Below are 18,273 nucleotides of genomic sequence, written 5' to 3' on the forward strand. Positions count from 1 at the left end.
CGGACGCACTTCAGCGCCGCAGGACCAGGCGCGCCAACCGGTTCCCGAGCAGCTGCGCGGCCTGCACGATCACGATGATGATGAGGACGGTCACGAGGGTGACGGTCCAGTCGAACTGCTGGTAGCCGTAGCTGATGGCGAAGTCGCCCAGCCCGCCGCCGCCGACGTAGCCGGCCATCGCGGACATGTCGACGACCGCGACGAAGATGAACGTGTAGCCGAGGATCAGCGGCGCGAGCGCCTCCGGGACGAGGACGCTCCAGATGATCCGGAAGCGGCCCGCGCCCATGACGCGGGCGGCCTCGACCACCCCGGGGTCCACGGCGACGAGGTTCTGCTCGACGATCCGGCCGATGACGAAGGTCGCCATGGCGGCCATCGGGAACAGCACGGACCGGGTGCCGATGGTCGTCCCCATCACGAGCAGCGTCAGCGGGCCGATGGCGGTGATGAAGATGATGAACGGGATCGGCCGGATGATGTTGACCAGCACGTTGAGCAGGTGGAAGACGGGCGCGTTCTGCAGCAGCACGCCGCGGCGGGTGGTGTGGAGGGCCACGCCGAGCAGGAGCCCGAGCAGCCCGGCCACCAGCATGGTCCAGAAGACCATGTAGACGGTCTGCTGGAAGGACAGCCACAGGATCGGCGCGAGCGTGCCCCAGTCGGTCATCCGGCCTCCTCGGTGAACCGGTCGGTCGGGTCGCCGGCCTCCTCCACCAGGGTGTGCCGACGCAGGTCGGCGATCAGGGCGTCGACGGCGGGGTCCGGGCCGGCGAGCTCGAAGGTGATGCTGCCGAGGGGCTTGTCCGCGAGCTCGCGGATGCCGCCGTAGACGATCGTGCTGCGGACCCCGTGACCGACCGGGTGACCGACCGGGTGACCGGCGGCGTGGCCGGCGGAGTGCGCGGCGAGGACGTCGGAGAGTGCGGAGCGGGTGCCCGGGTCGGCCCGCACCCGGACGGTCACGATGCGGCCCGGGAAGTGTTCGCGCAGCCGGGCCAGCGTCTCGTCGGACGGCCGGTCGCGCAGGACGCTGTGCACGAACCGGCGGGTGGCGGGCTCGCGGGGGTCGGCGAACACGTCGTAGACCGGGCCGTGCTCGATGACCCGGCCCTGCTCCATGACCGCACGGTGTGGCAGATCGAGCTGACCACCTCCATCTCGTGGTGATCACGACGATGGTGGTGCCGAGCTCGATGTTCACCCGCCTGAGCAGGGCGAGGACGTCCTGGGTGGTCTCGGGGTCCAACGCGCTGGTGGCTTCGTCGGCGAGCAGGATCCCCGGCGAGGTGGCCAGCGCGCGGGCGATCCCGACACGTTGTTTCTGCCCGCCGGACAGCTGCGCCGGGAACTGGCGGGCCTTGTCGGCGATCCCGACGAACTCCAGCAGCTCGGCCACCCGGGCGCGGCGCCGCTCCCGCGACCAGCCGGCGATCCGCAGGGGGTAGCCGACGTTGCCGGCGACGGTGCGCGAGGAGAACAGGCTGAACTGCTGGAAGATCATCCCGACGTCCGCGCGGAGCGCGCGCAGCCCGCGTTCGCCGAGCGTGCCGGTCTCCCGCCCGGCCACCGTCACGGTGCCGGCGGTGGGCAGCTCGAGCGCGTTGACCATGCGCACCAACGTGCTCTTGCCGGCCCCGGAGTAGCCGATCACGCCGAGGATCTCCCCGGCCCGGACGTCGAGGTCGACGCCGTCGACGGCCCGGACCTCGCCGCCCCGCGGGCCGGTGAAGGTCCGGGTGGCCCCGCGGAAGGAGATCACCGGGGTCACGGGTCAGCCGCCCGCCTTCCGGATGGTGTCCTCGATCTGCACCGTGGTGGCCTGCAGGTCCGCGGCGTCGTTGGTCTTGAAGACGCCGGCGGTGCCGAGGTCCTTGCGGGCCGCGTCGATGACCTCGGGGTCGTGGTAGAGCTGCGCGAGCTTCAGGTAGGTCGGGTCGTCCTTGTCGGCGGCCCTTGCGACGAAGGCGTTGATGTAGGGCTTGGCCGCCTCGCTGTTCGGGTCCTCGGCGAAGAGGATCCGGTCGTCGCCCAGGTTCGCGGCGTTCGCGTAGTTGTTGTTCACGACGGCGGCGTCGACGCCGTCGATGTTCGCCGCGGTCTGCGCGGCGTCGACGGGCAGCACGGTGACCTTCGAGGCCGCGGTGTCGACGTCGTTCGGGGTGGACAGCGAGTTCCCGCCGCCCTTGAGCGAGACCAGCTTCGCCGCCTGCAGCACCAGCAGCGCCCGGGCCTGGTTGGTGGGGTCGTTCGGGATCGCGACCTTGCCGCCCTGCGGGATCTCGTCCACCGAGGCGTGGGTGGTCGAGTACAGGGGCAGCGGGTAGACGGCCGTGGCGCCGATCGGCACGAGCGTGTCGTCGTTCCTGACGTTGTAGTTGGCCAGGTACAGCAGGTGCTGGAACTCGTTGAGCTGCAGCTGGCCCTGCGACAGCGCCGGGTTGGGCTGGTTGTAGTCGGTGAAGTTCACCAGGTCGACGGTGATGCCCTGGGCGGCGGCCTTCGCCTTGTAGACGTTCCAGTAGTTCTCGCTCGCGTCGGCCACCCCGATCGAGACGGTCCGACCGTCGCCCCCGGAGTCGCCGGAGGGGGCGGAGCCCGGGGCGGCACAGGCCGTGCCGGCCAGGGCGGCGAGCAGGACCGCGGGCACGAGCCGGAGCAGCGCGCGCGGGAGGCGCGGAGGGCGCGGAGGGCGCGGCATGGCGGACCCATCCTCTCGGGGAGCGGACCGGCGGCACGGGCCGCACGGCACGTCGCGCCCGTGGGTGCGCCGCAGGTCACGGTGCGACGGCCCGCCTGTACCCGGCCGCCCCGATCCACGCCTCCCGCCGTCGGCGGACCCGGCCGTCGCAGCGGCATGGTCCGAACGCGTGATGTGGCCGGACCCGCGCACCCGGCATGCTCGGGGGCTCCGGACGGGAGGGGTGGGCCATGGCTGCGGTCTCGCGGGGGTTCCACGGGCGCGGGCGGCGCGACGAGCGGCTGCCCCCCGGGCAGCGGGACATCGGCGACGGCTTCCCGGTGCTCACCGCCGGGCCGACGCCGCACACCCCGCTCGACGAGTGGGACTTCGTGGTGCAGGGGCAGGTCGACGGGCTGCACCGGTGGACGTGGGAGGAGTTCGGGGCCCTGCCCCACGAGCCGGTCACCGTCGACATCCACTGCGTGACCAGCTGGTCGAAGTTCGACACCCGCTGGTCCGGGGTCCCGATCGACACCCTGCTCGAGGACGTGGAGACGGCGGCGGAGTACGTCGTCGCCTTCTCGGACGGCGGGTACACCACGAACCTCCCGCTCGAGGACCTCACCGGCGGGCAGGCCTGGGTGGTCGACACGTACGAGGACGAGCCGCTCGCGCCGGAGCACGGCGGGCCGGCCCGGCTGCTCGTGCCGCACCTGTACTTCTGGAAGTCGGCGAAGTGGGTGCGCGGGCTGGCGCTCACCTCCTTCGACGAGCCCGGGTTCTGGGAGACCTTCGGCTACCACAACTACGGCGACCCGTGGCGCGAGCAGCGCTACGCCGGGGACTGAGGCGGAGACGACGAATGGCGACCACGCTCGACGACCTGCGCGACCTGTTCGCGCTCGACCTCACCGGCGCCGTCCTCACCTGCGGCGGGTGCGGGGAGCGCACGGAGCTGCACGCCCACGACCTCTACCCCGACGCCCCGGCGCTCGTGGTGCGGTGCCCCTCCTGCACGGCCGTCGTGCTGCGCTTCGGCACGGGCGGCGGGCGGATCCGGCTCGACCTCTCCGGCACCCGCCTGCTCACGGTCACCGCACCGGACCCTGCCGGGAGCTGACGGCCGCCTCAGTCGTCCTCGACGCCCTGCAGGACCGTGATCCTCCGGGTGGCGGAGTCGCCGAGCACCCGCAGCGCCTCCTGGTAGGCCTCGGACTCGTAGGCGGCCCGGGCGGCCGCCGGGTCCGGGAACTCGATGATCGTCGTGCGGAGGGCCGAGTCGCCCTCCAACAGGTCGACGGGGTTGCCCCGGGCGAGGAACCGGCCGCCCGCCGCCCGCATGGCCGGGCCCGCGAGCTCGGCGTAGCGCCGGAGCCGCTCCTCGTCGTGGATCGCGGTGAACGTGTTGACCCAGTACGCCGTCACGACCCCGATCCTGCCGCCCGACAGGCGTCGAGCCGTCGACGTTCGCTCACGGGGGACGTCGAGCCCGTTCCGCTGGGTGCTCAGGTGTCGGCCCGCTCCGCGGCCGGCATCTCGGTGCCGGGCTGCGTGCCGGGCTCCGGGGCGGGGGTGGTGGCGCGGGCCGCGACGACCGCCGAGCCGAGCAGCCCCGCCGCGAGCTGGGCGGCGGCGACGCCGGCGCCCTTGCGCTCGATGCCCAGCGCATGGTCGAGCGAGAACACGCCGGGCCCGGTCGCGGCGATCCCGAAGACCGCGGCCATGACCACCGCGTTGTACTCCCACCCGCCCTGCGTCGCCCAGGGCCCCTTCGACCCGTGGACGTGGTACACGGCGGAGCCCATCGTCCCCGTGATCACGCTCGCGGCGAGCGGGGTGGCGAGCCCGGCGGCGTGCAGCGCGCCGCCCGCCGCCTCCGACACGCCCGCGGCCAGCGCGTTCTGCTTCCCGGGCCGCAGCCCCATGCTCTCGAAGCCCGCGGCGGTCTGCGCGAGCCCGTGCCCGCCGAACCTCCCGGTCAGCTTCTGGAGCCCGTGCCCCAGGAACAGCAGCCCGATCACGGCCCGCAGGACGGCGATCCCGATCGACATTGCGACACCTCCCGGTCGTCCGGTCGAGAGCCGCAGGTTCCCGCTGAGCCGCGCCCCAATCCGACGGGGCGCGGTGCGTCAGCTCGCGCGGGTCGCGGGGTCGCCGGTGACGGCCTCGTCGAGGTCCCGGCAGAGACCGAGGTGGTCGGCGACGCCGGTGAGCTGGAGCGGGCGCCGCACCCGCGTGTTCTCGCCGACGACGACGCGCAGCGCGGTGCCGGTGGCGGTGGCCGTGCGCCGGGCCAGCAGCAGGTCCGCGATGCCGTAGGAGGCGAGCAGGGTGACCTCGGTCAGGTCGACGACGACCGTCGGGAGACCCGCGGCGAACGCGTCGGCGTAGGCGGCCCGGACCTGACCGCTGGTCTCGCCCGCGATCTCGCCCGCGATCCGGACGACGACGGCCTCCTGCCCGCCGTGGCCGCGACGCGACACCGTCACGCGCGCCTGCGGCCCCCTCGGCGGTCGGGACGTCATGGACGAACACGATACAGAGCCGGCGCGGACATCAGGCAGCTGCTCCCCGCGTGCCGGGCTCCGGAATGCCGGTGCCGGGGAGCGCCCGGACGCCGAGGTCGCTGAGGATCCACACCGCCGCGGTCCCGCCGGCGAGGTCGATCCCGGGTGGGTCGAACAGGTCGCAGGCGCGGGCGCGGCCGGCGGGGCGGAGGTAGACGACGATCCCGCGGCCCTCGGCGGCGAAGCGGGCCATGGCCGCGTCGAGCCCCCGCCGGCAGGAGCAGACGGTGGAGCGCAGCACGTCGCCGGTGAGGCATTCGGTGTGCACGTGCACGGGGACGGTGTCGTCCACCGGACCGGCGATCAGCGCGACGTGCTCGGCGTCGTCGTGGGTGCTCGCGTACCCGACCGCCCGGAACCGCCCGTGGTCCGTGGGCAACGACGTCTCGACGACCCGCCGGACCTGCGGCTCGGTGCGCCGCCGGTAGCGGATGAGGTCGGCCACGGAGATCAGCACGAGGTCGTGCTCCGTCGCAAAGCGCTCGAGCTCCGCGGCGCGGGCCATCTCGCCGGGCCGGTCGCGGGACACGATCTCGCACAACGCGCCGGCGGGCGGCAGGCCCGCGAGCCGGGCCAGGTCGACGGCGGCCTCGGTGTGCCCGGGCCGGGTCAGCACGCCGCCGGGCCGGGCCCGGAGCGGGACGACGTGTCCGGGCCGGACGAAGTCCGCGGCGGACGAGCCCGCCGAGCCGAGGGCGGCGATCGTGGCGGCGCGGGCGGAGGCGGAGATCCCGGTACCGGTGCCCGCCAGGTCCACGGTCACCTGGTAGGCGGTGCGGTAGCGGTCCTGGTTCGCACGGTGCATCGGGGACAGCCCGAGCCGGTCGCAGTCCTCGCCGGGCAGGGCCACGCACACGAACCCCGAGGTGTGCCGGACGGTGAAGGCCACGAGCGCGGGCGTGGCGAGCGTCGCCGCGAAGATCAGGTCGCCCTCGTTCTCCCGGTCGGCGTCGTCGACGACGACCACGGGGTCACCGGCGGCCAGTGCCGCGAGGGCGTCGCGGACCCGCTGCTCGGCGGGGTCGGGGCGGACGAGGTCGCCGGCCGTCCCCTCGGGGAGGCTCCTGAACGCCTGCCGCAGCTCGCCGCCCGGCGTGGCCGGTTCGATCCCCGTCATCGGGACCTCTCTCGTCGGGCGCAAGCCTCGATGCCCACGCTCGCGGCGACGGTAACCCGGCTCGGCCGGGGTGAAGTGTTCGGAAATAGGACGCGCGGGCCCACGGGGCGAGCCGTCCTCCGCTCCGGTCCACCACCCTCGTGGTGGGCCGATCAGCGGATTGCCGGGGATCCGGGCGCCGGTACGCTGGCCCGCTCACGGCCGTGCCTGCTCACAACCCGATCGCGACCGCGATCGGCACGCCACACGGCCGCCCACCGCGGCGGCCGTATTGAGAGGTGCGCCATGACCGTGACGCTGACCCGGGTCGACGGTTCCCGCGAACGACTGTCCGACGAGGTCCTCGGCGAGTTCGACGCCGCCCTGCGCGGGTCCCTGGTGCCCGGCGGCCCCGCCGGCGAGCCCGAGCCGCGGCAGGAGTGGAACGCGATGTACGGCGACCGGGCGGCGCTGACGGCGCGGTGCACCGGGACGGCCGACGTCGTCGAGGCGGTGCGGTTCGCCCGCTCGCAGGGGCTGCTGGTCGGCGTCCGCGGCGGCGGCCACTCCGTCGCCGGCCTGTCGAGCATCCCCGACGGCCTTCTGATCGATCTCTCGGCGATGCGCGGCGTCCTGGTCGACCCGGAGCGCCGGCTGGCCCGGGTGCAGGGCGGGGCCGTGCTCGGCGACGTGGACCGGGAGACCCAGGCGTTCGGCCTGGCGACCCCGCTGGGCCGCGTGTCGGAGACCGGGGTCGCCGGGCTGACGCTGGGCGGCGGCTACGGGCACCTGAACACGAAGTACGGGCTGTCCTGCGACAACCTCGTGGAGGCCCAGGTCGTGTGCGCCGACGGCAGCGTCCGGACCGCGTCGGAGACCGACGACCCGGACCTGTTCTGGGCGATCCGGGGCGGGGGCGGGAACTTCGGCGTCGTCACCTCCTTCACCTTCCGGCTCCACCCGGTCGGGCCGGTGGTCGGCTTCGCCGGCGCGTTGTACCCGCTGGAGGACCTGGGCGCGATCGAGCGCGGCTGGCGGGAGTACGCCACCGGGGCGCCGGACGAGGTCACCACCTTGATCGTGACGATGACGTTCCCGGCTGCGCCCGGCATGCCCGAGGTCATCCACGACCGGCCCGTCGCGATCGTCGCCGCGGTGCACTGCGGGCCCGACCCGGACGAGGGGATGCGGGTGCTGCAGCCGTTGCGCGAGCTGGGCACCCCGCTGTTCGACCTGTCCCAGCCGATGCCGTACGCGGCCGTCCAGACCTCGTTCGACCCGTTCTTCCCCCGCGGCGGGCTGCGGGCCTACTGGAAGTCCCAGTACCTCGACGAGCTCACCGACGACGCGATCGACGCCCTCGTCGGCCGGGCCCTGGACCGACCCGCTCCGCTGACCCTGGTGAACACCTTCCACCTCGGCGGCGCCGTGAACGCGGTGGATCCGGAGGCGACGGCGTTCGCCGAGCGGACCTCGCCGTTCATGGTCTCGTTCGACACCATGTGGACCGACCCGGCCCAGGACGAGGCCGCGATCGCCTGGGGCCGCTCCGCCTGGGAGGAGATGACCAAGTACGGCAACGGCCGGGTGTTCCTGAACTTCACCGGCCGGCAGGACGAGCCCCTGCAGGCCGGCACGGACACCGCCTACGGCCGCAACCTGCGCCGCCTCGGCCGGATCAAGGCGGCCCTCGACCCGGACAACTTCTTCCAGCTGAACAACAACATCGTCCCCACCCCGGGCTGACGACGCGATCGGAGAGGAGCATCGGATGACCCAGCCGCAGGAGCCCGTCGCCCCCGTGAGCGAGGCGTCCGCGACCGCTGGGCGGCCGCCGGCGACGGGCCCGTTCGACGACGAGACCCTCGCCCGGTTGCTGCACGACCTCGACGTCGCGAACGACTGGCACCGGGGCGGCTGAGGCGATCCGGCCCTCACCCTTCCGCGGACTGGTGGTCGCCCCGGCGCCCGTCGCCACCCTCGGGGAGTGGCGGGCGCGGCGGATCATCAGCTCGCGGAGGCCTTCGCCCTCATCGCGCACGCGGGGACGAGCTGAGCCGACCCGGGACGACTCGGCCGCTCCGGCCACCTCGCCCGTCGCTGCGACCCCGCTCGCTACGGTGGGCCGGTGCCCCGGCTGACCCTGCTCCCGCGGGTCGCCGTGGACGGTGTCGCGGTCCCCGGGGACCGGCCGGCCGCGCTGCTCGCCGCGCTGGCCGCGGACCTGCCGGCGGGCTGCTCGACGGGGCGGCTGGTCGCCGAGCTCTGGCCGGACGACCCGCCCGCGGATCCGGCCAAGGCGCTGCAGGTCGTCGTCTCCCGGGTCCGGGCCCGCATCGGGCCGGAGCTGATCGCGACGACCCCGACGGGCTACCGCCTCGCGCTCGACGCCGCGGACGTCGACGCGGCGGCGCTTCTCCGGTACGCGGCCGCCGCCCGGGCCACGGACGCGGCGGCGGTGCTGGCTGCCGCGGACGCGGGCCTGGCCCTGTGGTCGGGCGCCGGCGACCCGGCGGAGCGCGGCCCGCTCGGGGCGCTGCGTGCGGCGCGCCGCGGGACCGTCGCCGAGCTGCGACGACGGCGGGCGCTGGCGTTGTCGAGACTCGGCCGGGCCACCGAGGCCCTCGGGCCGCTGGAGGAGCAGGCGGCCGCCGCCCCGAGGGACGAGGAGCTGCTGCTCGAGCTGTTGCGCAGCGAGGCCGCGGTGCGCGGTCCGGCCGTGGCGCTGTCCCGGTACGAGGACCATCGGCGGGCTCTGGCGGAGGAGCTCGGCACGGACCCCGGGGCCGCGTTGCGGGCGCAGCAGGCGGTGCTGCTGGCGGAGTCCGCGCCGGTCCGCCGCCGCGGGGTCGTCGCCGAGCCGAACGCGCTGCTCGGGCGGGACGCCGACGTCGCGGCGGTGCTCGCCCTCCTGCGCGCCGCCCGCGTGGTGACGGTGTCGGGTCCCGGCGGGCTCGGCAAGACCCGGCTCGCGCACGCCGTGGCGGCCCGGGCCGACGCGCGGACCGTCCAGGTGGTGTCGCTGGCCGGGATCAGGTCGGGCGTCGACGTCGCCGCGGAGGTGGCCGCCGCCGTCCGGCCGGACGGCCCGCTGGCGGGGGCGGCGCCGGACCCGGCGAGCGCGGTGGCGGAGGCGTTGGGATCCGGTCCGGCCCTGCTGGTCCTCGACAACTGCGAGCACGTCCTCGACGCCGCCGCGGACCTGGTGCACGCCGTGGTCGCCCGGGCCCGTGACCTGCGGGTGCTGGTGACCAGCAGGGCGCCGTTGAACCTCTCCTCCGAGTCGGTGTACCCGTTGCCGCAGCTGGACCCGGCGGTCACGGTGGCGCTGTTCGCCGAGCGGGCGCGGGCGGCCCGGCCCGACGTCGTCCTCCCGGAGGCGGAGGTCGAGGCCCTGTGTGCCCGGCTGGACGGGCTCCCGCTCGCCGTGGAGCTGGCGGCGGCGCGGGTCCGGGTCCTGCCGGTCGGGGAGATCCTTCGCCGGCTCGGCGACCGGTTCGCGCTGCTGCGCGGCGCCGGCCGGGACCGCCCGGAGCGGCACCGCACCCTGGAGGCGGTCGTCGGCTGGAGCTGGAACCTGCTCGACGACGAGGCCCGCGCGGCGCTGCGCACGCTGTCGGCGCTGCCCGGCGGCTTCACCGAGGAGACGGCGGCCGGGCTGCTCGGCGGGGACCGGATCGACCTGCTGGAGACGCTCGTCGACCAGTCGCTGCTGCGCCCGCCGGACGCGGCGGGCCGGTTCCGGATGCTGGAGACCGTCCGCGAGTTCTGCGCGGCCCGGCGAGCCGAGGCGGGCGAGGAGGTCCTCGTCACCGGACGGGTCCTGGAGTGGGGGAGGCGCACCTCGCTCGCCGTGCACGCGCGGGTGTTCGGGGCGGAGCCGCAGCCGGCGCTCGAGCGGATCCGGGCCGAGCAGGAGAACCTGCTGCACGTGCTGCACCTCGCCCGCGCCCTGGGCGACCGTGGCACCCTCGCCCCCGTCGTCGCGGCGTTGGGTGCACTGTGGACGGTCGAGGCCGGCACACAACGCCTGCTCGCGACCGGCGCGGACTGCCTCCCCGCCCTGTCGCGTCACCGGCCCACCGACGAGCCCGGGCTCGCCGCCCTGCGCCAGGCCGTCGTCCAGCACGCCGCGGTCTGCCTGCTCCTCGATCCCGCCGCCGCGGTCCGGCCCCTCGCCGTCCTGCGCCGGCTCCCGCCGGGCCCCGCCGACACGGCCATCGGTGCGATCGCCGAGGTGGTCACCGTGCTGCCGGACGCGGCGGCGCTCGGCGACCTGTGCACGGACCCCCGCCCGTTGGTCGCCGCGATCGCCCTCGGAGTGGTCGGCTACGTCCGCGAGGCCCAGGGTGACCTGGCGGGCGCCTACGCGACGGCCCGGGAGATGCCGGACCGCATCCCCGCCCGCATGCCGTGGCTCCACACCTTCGTGCACGGCCGGCTCGCCGAGCTGAGCCTGCAGCTGGAGCGCCACGACGAGGCCCTCGTCCGGCTCGCCGCCGCCGGCAAGGCACTGGCCGAGCTCGGCGTCGTCGGCGATCCGATGGGTCTGCGGCTCGGGATGGTCGTCGCCCACCTGGGTCTCGGCGCGACCGGCGACGCCGAACGGGCCCTCGCCACCGTCCCGCCGCCCGCCGACACCCCGGACGCGGTGAGCTTCGACCTCGTCGCCCGGGCCGAGCTCGCGCTGGCGAAGGGGGAGGTCGAGGCCGGGCTGGCGATGTGGCGCCGGGCGACCACGGTGCTCGACGTCGACACGTGCGCCGCGTGGCTGCGGCCGTACGCGTGGTCGTTGCGGGCGATGGCGGTCGTGGCCCACGTCCGGCACCACCGGCTCGACGAGGCGGCCGGGACGGCCGACGATCTTCCCGCCGCCCTCGACGCGCTGCTCGCGACGGGCGTGCCGGACCCGATCTGCGGCACCCTGCTGCTCGCCCTGGGGCTCGTCGAGGTGGAGCGGGGGAGGGCGGTGCGCGGGGCCTGGCTGGTCGCGATCGCCGAGCGCTTCCACTACCTGCGGGAGTACCAGCCGACGATGTCGAGCGCGGCGGCGCGGGCCGCGGTCACCGCGGCGGCCGGGCCCGCGTACGCCGAGGCGGTGGCGGAGTACGCGGGCCTGGACCGGGACGACCTGCGCGCGGAGGCGCGGGACCTCGCCGAGGCCTACCGGGACCTGGTGTAGAGCCGCTTCGCGCGCACGTACCCCGGCACGGCGACCAGCACGCACCACCCGAGCGCCAGGCCGACGTCGACCGCGCCGGGGGTCCGCCCGTCCAGCAGCGCCCGCAGCGTCTCCGTGATCGGGGTGAAGGGCTGGTACTCGGCGAACCAGCGCAGCACCGTCGGCATCGAGTCGGCCGGCACGAAGCCGCTGCCGAGGAAGGGCAGCAGGACCAGGAACATCGGCGTGTTGCTTGCCGTCTCCACGGACCTCGCCGCCAGTCCCATCGCGACCGTCAGCCAGGTCACCGCGAGGGTGACCAGCAGGAGCAGGGCGACCGCCCCGAGCCAGCCCGGCAGCCCGGCCGCGGGCCGGTAGCCGATCAGCAGGGCGCCGGCGAGGACCGCGACGAGCGCCACCGCGTTCTGGATCACCGTGCCGAAGACGTGCCCGGTCAGCACGGACGGCTGGTGGATCGCCATGGTCCGGAACCGGGCGATGATGCCCTCGGTCATGTCCATCGCCACCGAGATCGCGGTGCCCTGGCCGCTGGACGCGACCGTGAGCAGCAGGATGCCGGGCACGACGTAGGCCAGGTACTCGGCCCGGCCACCGCCCCCGCCGAGCCCCGCGCCGAGCGTGCCGCCCAGCACGAACACGAACAGCAGGAGCATCACGACGGGGAGGCCGACCAGCATCACGGTCAACGACGGGTAGCGGACCAGACGGCGGACGCCGCGGCGCAGCATCGTGCGGGTGTCGGCGAACGGCCGGACCGTCGGCGCGGTCGCCGCGTGGGTGGTGGTCATGCCGGCACCTCCTGGCGGCGCCCGGTCAGGGCGAGGAACACGTCGTCGAGATCGGGGGTGTGCAGCGTCAGGTCGGCGACGGCGAGCCCGGCCCGGTCGGCCCGGTCGAGCACCGTCCGCAGCGCGGTGACGTCGCCGCCACCGGGGACGTCGAGCACCAGCGCGTCGGGATCGGCCGCGGCCTCGCCGAACACCGCGGCGGCCCGGGCGAGCTCACCGGCGTCGTCGAAGCGGAGGCGGACGTGCCCGCCGGGGACGCGGCGCTTGAGCTCGTCCGCGGTGCCCTCGGCGACGATCCGGCCGCCGTCGAGCACCGCGATCCGGTCCGCGAGCTGGTCGGCCTCCTCGAGGTACTGCGTGGTGAGGAAGATCGTGACCCCCTGCGCGACCAGCTCCCGCACGATCGCCCACAGCGCCCGCCGGCTGCGCGGGTCCAGCCCCGTCGTCGGCTCGTCGAGGAAGATCACCTGCGGCCGGCCGACCAGCGTCATCGCCAGGTCCAGCCGCCGGCGCATGCCACCGGAGTACGTGCTCGCCGGCCGGTCCGCGGCGTCGGTCAGGTCGAGCCGCTCGAGCAGCGCCGCGCACCGCCGCACCCCGTCCGTCCGGCCGACGTGGTGCAGGTCGGCCATCAGCCGCATGTTCTCGGTGCCGGTCAGCAGCCCGTCGACCGCCGACACCTGGCCGGTCACCCCGATCGCCGCGCGCACCGCCCCGGCCTCGGCCACGACGTCGTACCCCAGCACGCGCGCCGAGCCCCCGTCCGGGCGCAGCAACGTCGACAGGATGTGCACCGTCGTCGACTTGCCCGCGCCGTTGGGCCCGAGCAGGGCGAACACCGTGCCCCGCGGCACCGTCAGCTCGATCCCGGCCAGCACCTCCTGCTCGCCGTAGCTGCGGCGCAGGCCGGCCACCGCGATCGCCGTCTCGCGTTCCATCGTGCTCCCTCCCCGCGGTGGGTCACCGCGTCGGAGGGAAGGCTCGGGTGCGCCGGTTTCGCGGCGCCTTCACCGCGCCTTCACCGCGCCTGCACCCTCGCCTCAGGCGCCGAACCAGTCCTTCAGGCCCCGGCGGGCGTGCCGGATGGTCAGGCTCCCCATCCCCGCGCTCCCGGTCACGACGAGGTGGGGACCGGTCGCGGACGGCGTCTGCGGCACCTTGGTCGACACGGATCCCCAGGAGGTCTTCACGCCGTCGACGTCCGCCGACCCGCCCGGCGGCAGGACGATCGTGATCGACCCCATCCCGGTGGAGACGTCGACCGCGATCCGCGGCGGCGTCGCGGTCCGGGTGAGGTCCAGGTGGATCGAGCCCATGCTCGTGGTCAGCCGGAGCGCCCGCGGCACGGGCCAGTCACCCGCCCGCGTGATCGACCCCATCTCGGTGGTCAGGTGCACGGCGTCCCGGGGCGTCGGGACCGCCGGCTCCGGCGGGGCGGGCAGGCCGGCCCCCGCCGGCGCCGGGAGGTCCGCCAGCGGCAGCTCCAGCTCGGCGAAGGTCCTGGCCGAGTAGACGACGTCGAGCCGCTCCTCGAGCTCACCCAGCGTGATGCGACCCTCGGACAGAGCGGTGTGCAGCTGCTGGGCCGCGGCCTCACGATCGGCGTCCGAGATCCGCAGCTTCCCCCGCTCCACACGCCCAGGCTAGTGGACGACCGGCCCTGCCCCCTGTCACTCGCCTGCGACGGCAGGGTCGCGCCGGCACACGAGGAGCAGCGAGCCCGAGCGCAACCCAGGCATTCACCGGTGCGCGGCCAGGAGGCGCAGCGCACCTGCGACGGCGTAGCTTCCGGTCAGCCCGCCCAGCGAGTACTGCTGGACGCGGCAGGTCTCGGCGGCGCAGGTGAAGCGCTGCGGCCAGCGTGTCGGCGACGTCGACGAACAGCGTCAGCCGCTGCCAGCGGCGTCGTTGCTGGCTGGGTTCGGTGAGGTAGCCGGTACCGAGGGCGATCGCGCGCCCCGCGAAGATCCGTGTCATGTAGACCAACTCTGGGCTGGACTCCACGCCGAGCAGCCGGGCCAGCGCCCGCGGCGCGACCAGACTCAGCGTGCCGAGCACGATCCGGCCCGTGGCCAGCCCGTCCAGCACCGTGTCGCGCCGTGAGGAGGCATTGATAAATCGCACGCCGCCGAGGCTGCAGTGCAGTCTGCCGCAGGCTCGATGACCTTGCAGGTAATGGCCAGCCGCGGCATGCAGCACGGGCTCGGCCACATCGGCCGGGTGGGAACCGAGCCGACGCGAACCGTTACTCGCCGCGAGGGCCCATGCACCGGCCGGACGCCGGAGCGGCGCCGGGGCATGTCGATCTCCGCCCCACTTCAACCTATAGCGCCCCGGGGGGCTTGCCACAAGACCCGGTGGGTGCCGCAAGCTCTGCGGCCGTCACCGGAAATCCGCGATGCCCGGGCGGTGGCTGCAGTCGACGGAAGTGGGGGAAGCCGTGGTGGGTAGCGGCAGTGGCGCGGCGACGTCGGTCGCGCTCGCTCGTCCCGTGCTGGGGTTCGAGCAGATCGACCGCCGCCAGATCGGGCTGGTCGGCGGGAAGGGCGCGCACCTGGCGGAGCTCTCGCGGATCGAGGGCGTCGACGTGCCGCCCGGCTTCTGCGTGACGACGGAGGCGTTCCGGCGGGTGACGGCGGGGGTGCCGGCGTTCGAGGACCGGCTCGGGCGGCTGTCGCGCCTGGACCCGGACGCCCGGGACGCGATCGCGGCGCTGAGCGCCGAGATGCGCGAGGTCGTCGCGACCCTTCCCGTTCCCGACGACCTGGCGGCGGCCATCACCGCCCCGCTCCGCGACGCGACGAGCGCGTACGCCGTCCGCTCCAGCGCGACCGCCGAGGACCTCCCCACGGCTTCCTTCGCGGGCCAGCAGGACACGTACCTGAACGTCGTGGGGGCCGCGGCCGTCCTCCACCACGTCCGGCGATGCTGGGCCTCGCTGTTCACCGAGCGGGCCGTGGCCTACCGCCTGCGCGGCGGCGTCGAGCACCGGCAGGTCCGGATGGCCGTGGTCGTGCAGGAGATGGTCGTCCCGGACGCGTCGGGCGTGCTGTTCACGGCCGACCCCGTGACGTCGAACCGGCGGGTCACCAGCATCGAGGCCGTCCTCGGGCTCGGCGAGGCCCTGGTCTCCGGCCTGGTGAACGCCGACCGGTTCACGGTGCGCGACGGCGCCGTCGTCGACCGGGCGATCGCCACGAAGCAGTGGGCGGTCCGGGCCTCGGCCGGCGGCGGGACCCGGCGTCGGGAGGTGGCACCGCAGGCCCGGGAGGAGCCGGCGCTGACCGAGGCGCAGGTGCTGCGCCTCGCCGACCTGGGCCGCCGCATCGAGGCGTACTTCGGGTGCCCGCAGGACGTCGAGTGGTGCCTGACCGGCGACGACGTCCGGATCGTGCAGAGCCGCCCGATCACGACGCTGTTCCCCGTCCCACCGACCGACGACGGGAGCGACCACGTCTACCTCTCCGTCGGGCACCAGCAGATGATGACCGACCCGCTGACGCCGCTCGGGCTCTCGTTCTGGCAGATGACGACACCGCGACCGATGGCCGAGGCCGGCGGGCGGCTGTTCGTCGACGTCACCCCGATGTTGGCCTCGCCGGCCGGCCGGCAGAACCTGCTGGAGGCCATGGGCCGGTCCGACCCGCTCATGGCGGACGCGCTCCGCACGATCCTGGACCGCGGCGACCGCGTCGGGGAGCCCTCCGCGGACGGCGGACCGCGCGCCGTCCCGCCGACGGAACCGGTCGACCCCGACCCGGCCGTCGTCGACGGGCTGATCGGGCGGACCCGGGCGTCCCTGGCCGTCCTCGACCGCGAGATCCGCACCCGGCAGGGTTCGGACCTGCTCGACTTCATCGGCGAGGACCTCCAGGAGCTGCGGCGGCTGCTGTTCGACCCCTTCGGTCACCGGGTGTTCATGACGGCGATGAACGCGGCGTGGTGGCTCGACGAGCACCTGCGCGAGTGGCTGGGGGAGGAGGGCGCGGCCGACACGCTCACCCGGTCCGTCCCGAACAGCGTCACGTCGGAGATGGGGCTCGCACTCCTCGACGTCGCCGACGTCGTCCGCTCCCACCCGGAGGTGGTGGAGTTCCTGCGCGGCGTCGCGGACGACGGCTTCCTCGACGACCTGCCCCGGGTCGCGGGCGGGCGCGAGGCCCGGGACGCGATCCGCGGCTACCTCGACACCTACGGCATGCGCTGCGCCGGTGAGATCGACATCACCAGGCCCCGGTGGAGCGAGCAGCCCACCGTCCTGGTGCCGGTGCTGCTCGGACACGTCGAGCACGCCGAGCCCGGGGCGAGCCGCCGGCGCTTCGAGCAGGGGCGGCAGGAGGCGTGGGCGAAGGAGCAGGACCTGCTCGCCCGGCTGCGGGCCCTGCCCGACGGGGACCGGCGGGCGGCCGAGACGAAGACGATGATCGACCGTCTGCGGACCTTCATCGGGTATCGCGAGTACCCCAAGTTCGGCATGGTCAGCCGCTACTTCCGCTACCGGCAGGCCCTGTTGCGGGAGGCCGACCGCCTCGTGCGCGAGGGTGTCGTGGCCGACCGCGAGGACGTCTACTACCTGCGGTTCGACGAGCTGCGCGACGTCGTCCGCACCGGGTGCGCGGACCGGGAGCTCATCGCGCGGCGCAGGGAGGACTACCGCGGGTACCAGGCGCTCACGCCACCGCGGGTGCTCACGTCGGACGGCGAGGCCCTCTCCGGGTCCTACCGGCGCGCCGACGTCCCGGCCGGTGCGTTGGCCGGGCTGGCGGTGTCCGCCGGAACCGTCGAGGGGCGCGCCCGCGTCGTCCTGGACATGGCGCAGGCCGACCTCGGCACCGACGACATCCTGGTCACGGCCTACACCGATCCGAGCTGGTCACCGGTGTTCGTCACGATCAAGGCGCTCGTGACCGAGGTGGGCGGCCAGATGACCCACGGCGCGGTGGTCGCCCGGGAGTACGGCCTGCCCGCGGTGGTGGGGGTGGAGCGGGCCACCCGCCTGATCCGGGACGGTCAGCGGATCCGGGTGAACGGGACGAGCGGGTACGTCGAGCTGCTGAGCTAGCCGGATGCCGGAAGGAGCGGCCGGCGTGCGCGGCGTCGACCTGCTGCTCCTGGCGTGAGGTGCCCTGGGCCGGCAGTGACGCTCTCCAGCAAGGATGTGTCGTGCTGTTCCCACGCGATCCCGCTCGCTCGCCCCACGCGCGTCCGCAGCGGCGCCTCTGCGCCGGCCTGTTCCACGGCGTGGCCGCGCCGCCACCGAACCGATGGGGCTGCACCTGCAGCTGGTCCCCGGCGTGGGAGGGATCTTCGCCAACCCGTTCCGATCCGTCGCCGGAGATGCCCACGTGCTGATGGTCGGGCTGTCCCCGGCGGGCCACTCGACCCTCTCATCCACCTGCACCGCGACGACGACCCCACCGGCTTCGACCGCGCGGTACTGACGACGCCGGCCGAGTTCGCCCCCGGCATCCGCGAGCGCATCGACACGGCGGCCTTCCAGCTCACCCGCCCACTCGATCTCCTGCAGGGCGCCGTCACACCCGTTGTCCGCACGGCTGGGCGACGACCGGTTCGCGGTCGCCCTCGGCGACGCCTGGGTCCTGAACGACCCCGTCGTCGGCCAGGGCGCCAACCTCGGCTCCCGCACCGCCTTCGTCCTGGCCGACACGATCCTGGCGCTCCCGCCCGACGACGAGACCTTCTGTCGCGCCGCCCACGCGGCGATGTGGGACGCCGCACGACCGGTCGTCGACTGGACGAACGCCTTCCTCCAGCCCCCGCCGCCGCACGCCAGGGAACTGCTCTATACAGCGGCGCGGGATCAGCGGGTCGCCAACACCTTCATCGACGACTTCAACGACCCGACCGCCCAGTGGGACGTCCTGTCCACGCCGCAGCACACCGCGGCCTGGCCGCACCGCGTCCGGGGAGACACGGGGCGGGCCGCATGACACACG

18 protein-coding genes and 1 pseudogene are annotated in these 18,273 nt (G+C 74.7%); 8 read left to right on the top strand and 11 right to left on the bottom strand.

All coding sequences use genetic code 11. The annotated features are described in order from the left end of the window. Positions 1 to 10: 10 nt before the first annotated feature. From ABD990_RS15645 to ABD990_RS15660, 4 genes and pseudogenes are all read right to left on the bottom strand, one after another. Positions 11 to 670 carry a methionine ABC transporter permease gene (locus ABD990_RS15645; RefSeq protein WP_345381273.1) on the bottom strand — a complete coding sequence of 220 codons (660 nt, stop codon included), beginning with the start codon at positions 668 to 670 and terminating at the stop codon, positions 11 to 13. Continuing rightward, on the bottom strand, positions 667 to 1,122 hold the full coding sequence (locus ABD990_RS15650; RefSeq protein WP_345381274.1) for an NIL domain-containing protein: 456 nt from the start codon (positions 1,120 to 1,122) through the stop codon (positions 667 to 669). The genes ABD990_RS15645 and ABD990_RS15650 overlap by 4 nt, the downstream gene beginning before the upstream one ends. A 190-nt stretch (positions 1,123 to 1,312) precedes the next feature. Further along, positions 1,313 to 1,771 (bottom strand): annotated as a pseudogene (locus ABD990_RS15655) (ATP-binding cassette domain-containing protein); the annotation flags it as partial. Between the two features lie 3 nt (positions 1,772 to 1,774). After that, the gene (locus ABD990_RS15660; protein ID WP_345381229.1) at positions 1,775 to 2,701 is read right to left on the bottom strand and encodes a MetQ/NlpA family ABC transporter substrate-binding protein; all 927 of its coding nucleotides are present in this window, start codon (positions 2,699 to 2,701) and stop codon (positions 1,775 to 1,777) included. A 230-nt stretch (positions 2,702 to 2,931) separates the two neighbouring features. Here ABD990_RS15660 and ABD990_RS15665 point away from each other — a divergent pair, with 230 nt between their 5' ends. Both ABD990_RS15665 and ABD990_RS15670 read left to right on the top strand, forming a co-directional pair. Further along, positions 2,932 to 3,531, top strand: a complete 600-nt coding sequence (locus ABD990_RS15665) for a molybdopterin-dependent oxidoreductase (protein WP_345381230.1) — start codon at positions 2,932 to 2,934, stop codon at positions 3,529 to 3,531. Positions 3,532 to 3,545: 14 nt separating this feature from the next. Beyond that, entirely contained in the window at positions 3,546 to 3,803 is a 258-nt protein-coding gene (locus ABD990_RS15670) for a DUF6510 family protein (protein WP_345381231.1), read from the top strand. Between the two features lie 8 nt (positions 3,804 to 3,811). On the opposite strand, the gene ABD990_RS15675 is transcribed toward ABD990_RS15670, so the two are convergent. From ABD990_RS15675 to ribB, 4 genes are all read right to left on the bottom strand, one after another. After that, positions 3,812 to 4,108, bottom strand: coding sequence for a DUF1330 domain-containing protein (locus tag ABD990_RS15675; RefSeq protein ID WP_345381232.1), 297 nt, complete (start codon positions 4,106 to 4,108; stop codon positions 3,812 to 3,814). An 80-nt stretch (positions 4,109 to 4,188) separates the two neighbouring features. After that, the gene (locus tag ABD990_RS15680) at positions 4,189 to 4,734 is read right to left on the bottom strand and encodes a DoxX family protein (protein ID WP_345381233.1); all 546 of its coding nucleotides are present in this window, start codon (positions 4,732 to 4,734) and stop codon (positions 4,189 to 4,191) included. A 78-nt stretch (positions 4,735 to 4,812) separates the two neighbouring features. Beyond that, entirely contained in the window at positions 4,813 to 5,208 is a 396-nt protein-coding gene (locus tag ABD990_RS15685; RefSeq protein WP_345381234.1) for an STAS domain-containing protein, read from the bottom strand. Between the two features lie 31 nt (positions 5,209 to 5,239). Beyond that, entirely contained in the window at positions 5,240 to 6,367 is a 1,128-nt protein-coding gene (gene ribB / locus ABD990_RS15690) for a 3,4-dihydroxy-2-butanone-4-phosphate synthase (RefSeq protein ID WP_345381235.1), read from the bottom strand. A 285-nt stretch (positions 6,368 to 6,652) separates the two neighbouring features. Between ribB and ABD990_RS15695 the strand changes: the two genes are divergently transcribed. The 3 genes from ABD990_RS15695 (at position 6,653) to ABD990_RS15705 (ending at position 11,528) form a co-directional block, all read left to right on the top strand. Beyond that, positions 6,653 to 8,092: an FAD-binding oxidoreductase gene (locus tag ABD990_RS15695; protein WP_345381236.1), complete on the top strand. Its 1,440-nt coding sequence runs from the start codon at positions 6,653 to 6,655 to the stop codon at positions 8,090 to 8,092. Between the two features lie 25 nt (positions 8,093 to 8,117). Beyond that, positions 8,118 to 8,267: a hypothetical protein gene (locus ABD990_RS15700; protein ID WP_345381237.1), complete on the top strand. Its 150-nt coding sequence runs from the start codon at positions 8,118 to 8,120 to the stop codon at positions 8,265 to 8,267. 207 nt (positions 8,268 to 8,474) lie between these two features. Next, entirely contained in the window at positions 8,475 to 11,528 is a 3,054-nt protein-coding gene (locus ABD990_RS15705) for an AfsR/SARP family transcriptional regulator (protein ID WP_345381238.1), read from the top strand. Here the strand turns inward: ABD990_RS15705 and ABD990_RS15710 are convergent. The 3 genes from ABD990_RS15710 to ABD990_RS15720 all read right to left on the bottom strand — a co-directional run bounded on the left by ABD990_RS15710 (position 11,510) and on the right by ABD990_RS15720 (position 13,950). Further along, positions 11,510 to 12,316 carry an ABC transporter permease gene (locus tag ABD990_RS15710; protein WP_345381239.1) on the bottom strand — a complete coding sequence of 269 codons (807 nt, stop codon included), beginning with the start codon at positions 12,314 to 12,316 and terminating at the stop codon, positions 11,510 to 11,512. The genes ABD990_RS15705 and ABD990_RS15710 overlap by 19 nt on opposite strands. Then, positions 12,313 to 13,254, bottom strand: a complete 942-nt coding sequence (locus ABD990_RS15715) for an ATP-binding cassette domain-containing protein (protein ID WP_345381240.1) — start codon at positions 13,252 to 13,254, stop codon at positions 12,313 to 12,315. Before ABD990_RS15715 ends, ABD990_RS15710 begins: the two co-directional genes overlap by 4 nt. Positions 13,255 to 13,356: 102 nt before the next feature. Next, positions 13,357 to 13,950, bottom strand: a complete 594-nt coding sequence (locus ABD990_RS15720; protein WP_345381241.1) for a DUF1707 domain-containing protein — start codon at positions 13,948 to 13,950, stop codon at positions 13,357 to 13,359. An 809-nt stretch (positions 13,951 to 14,759) separates the two neighbouring features. Here ABD990_RS15720 and rph point away from each other — a divergent pair. The 3 genes from rph (at position 14,760) to ABD990_RS15730 (ending at position 18,267) form a co-directional block, all read left to right on the top strand. Beyond that, positions 14,760 to 17,378 (top strand): rifamycin-inactivating phosphotransferase, encoded by a 2,619-nt coding sequence (gene rph / locus ABD990_RS15725; RefSeq protein WP_345381242.1) that lies wholly within the window; start codon positions 14,760 to 14,762, stop codon positions 17,376 to 17,378. Positions 17,379 to 17,479: 101 nt separating this feature from the next. Further along, positions 17,480 to 17,668: a styrene monooxygenase/indole monooxygenase family protein gene (locus ABD990_RS34425; RefSeq protein WP_425569607.1), complete on the top strand. Its 189-nt coding sequence runs from the start codon at positions 17,480 to 17,482 to the stop codon at positions 17,666 to 17,668. 191 nt (positions 17,669 to 17,859) lie between these two features. Then, positions 17,860 to 18,267 carry a hypothetical protein gene (locus ABD990_RS15730; RefSeq protein WP_345381243.1) on the top strand — a complete coding sequence of 136 codons (408 nt, stop codon included), beginning with the start codon at positions 17,860 to 17,862 and terminating at the stop codon, positions 18,265 to 18,267. The last annotated feature ends 6 nt before the right edge of the window (positions 18,268 to 18,273 follow it).

The organism is Pseudonocardia yuanmonensis (genome assembly GCF_039542425.1).
Taxonomy (GTDB): domain Bacteria; phylum Actinomycetota; class Actinomycetes; order Mycobacteriales; family Pseudonocardiaceae; genus Pseudonocardia; species Pseudonocardia yuanmonensis.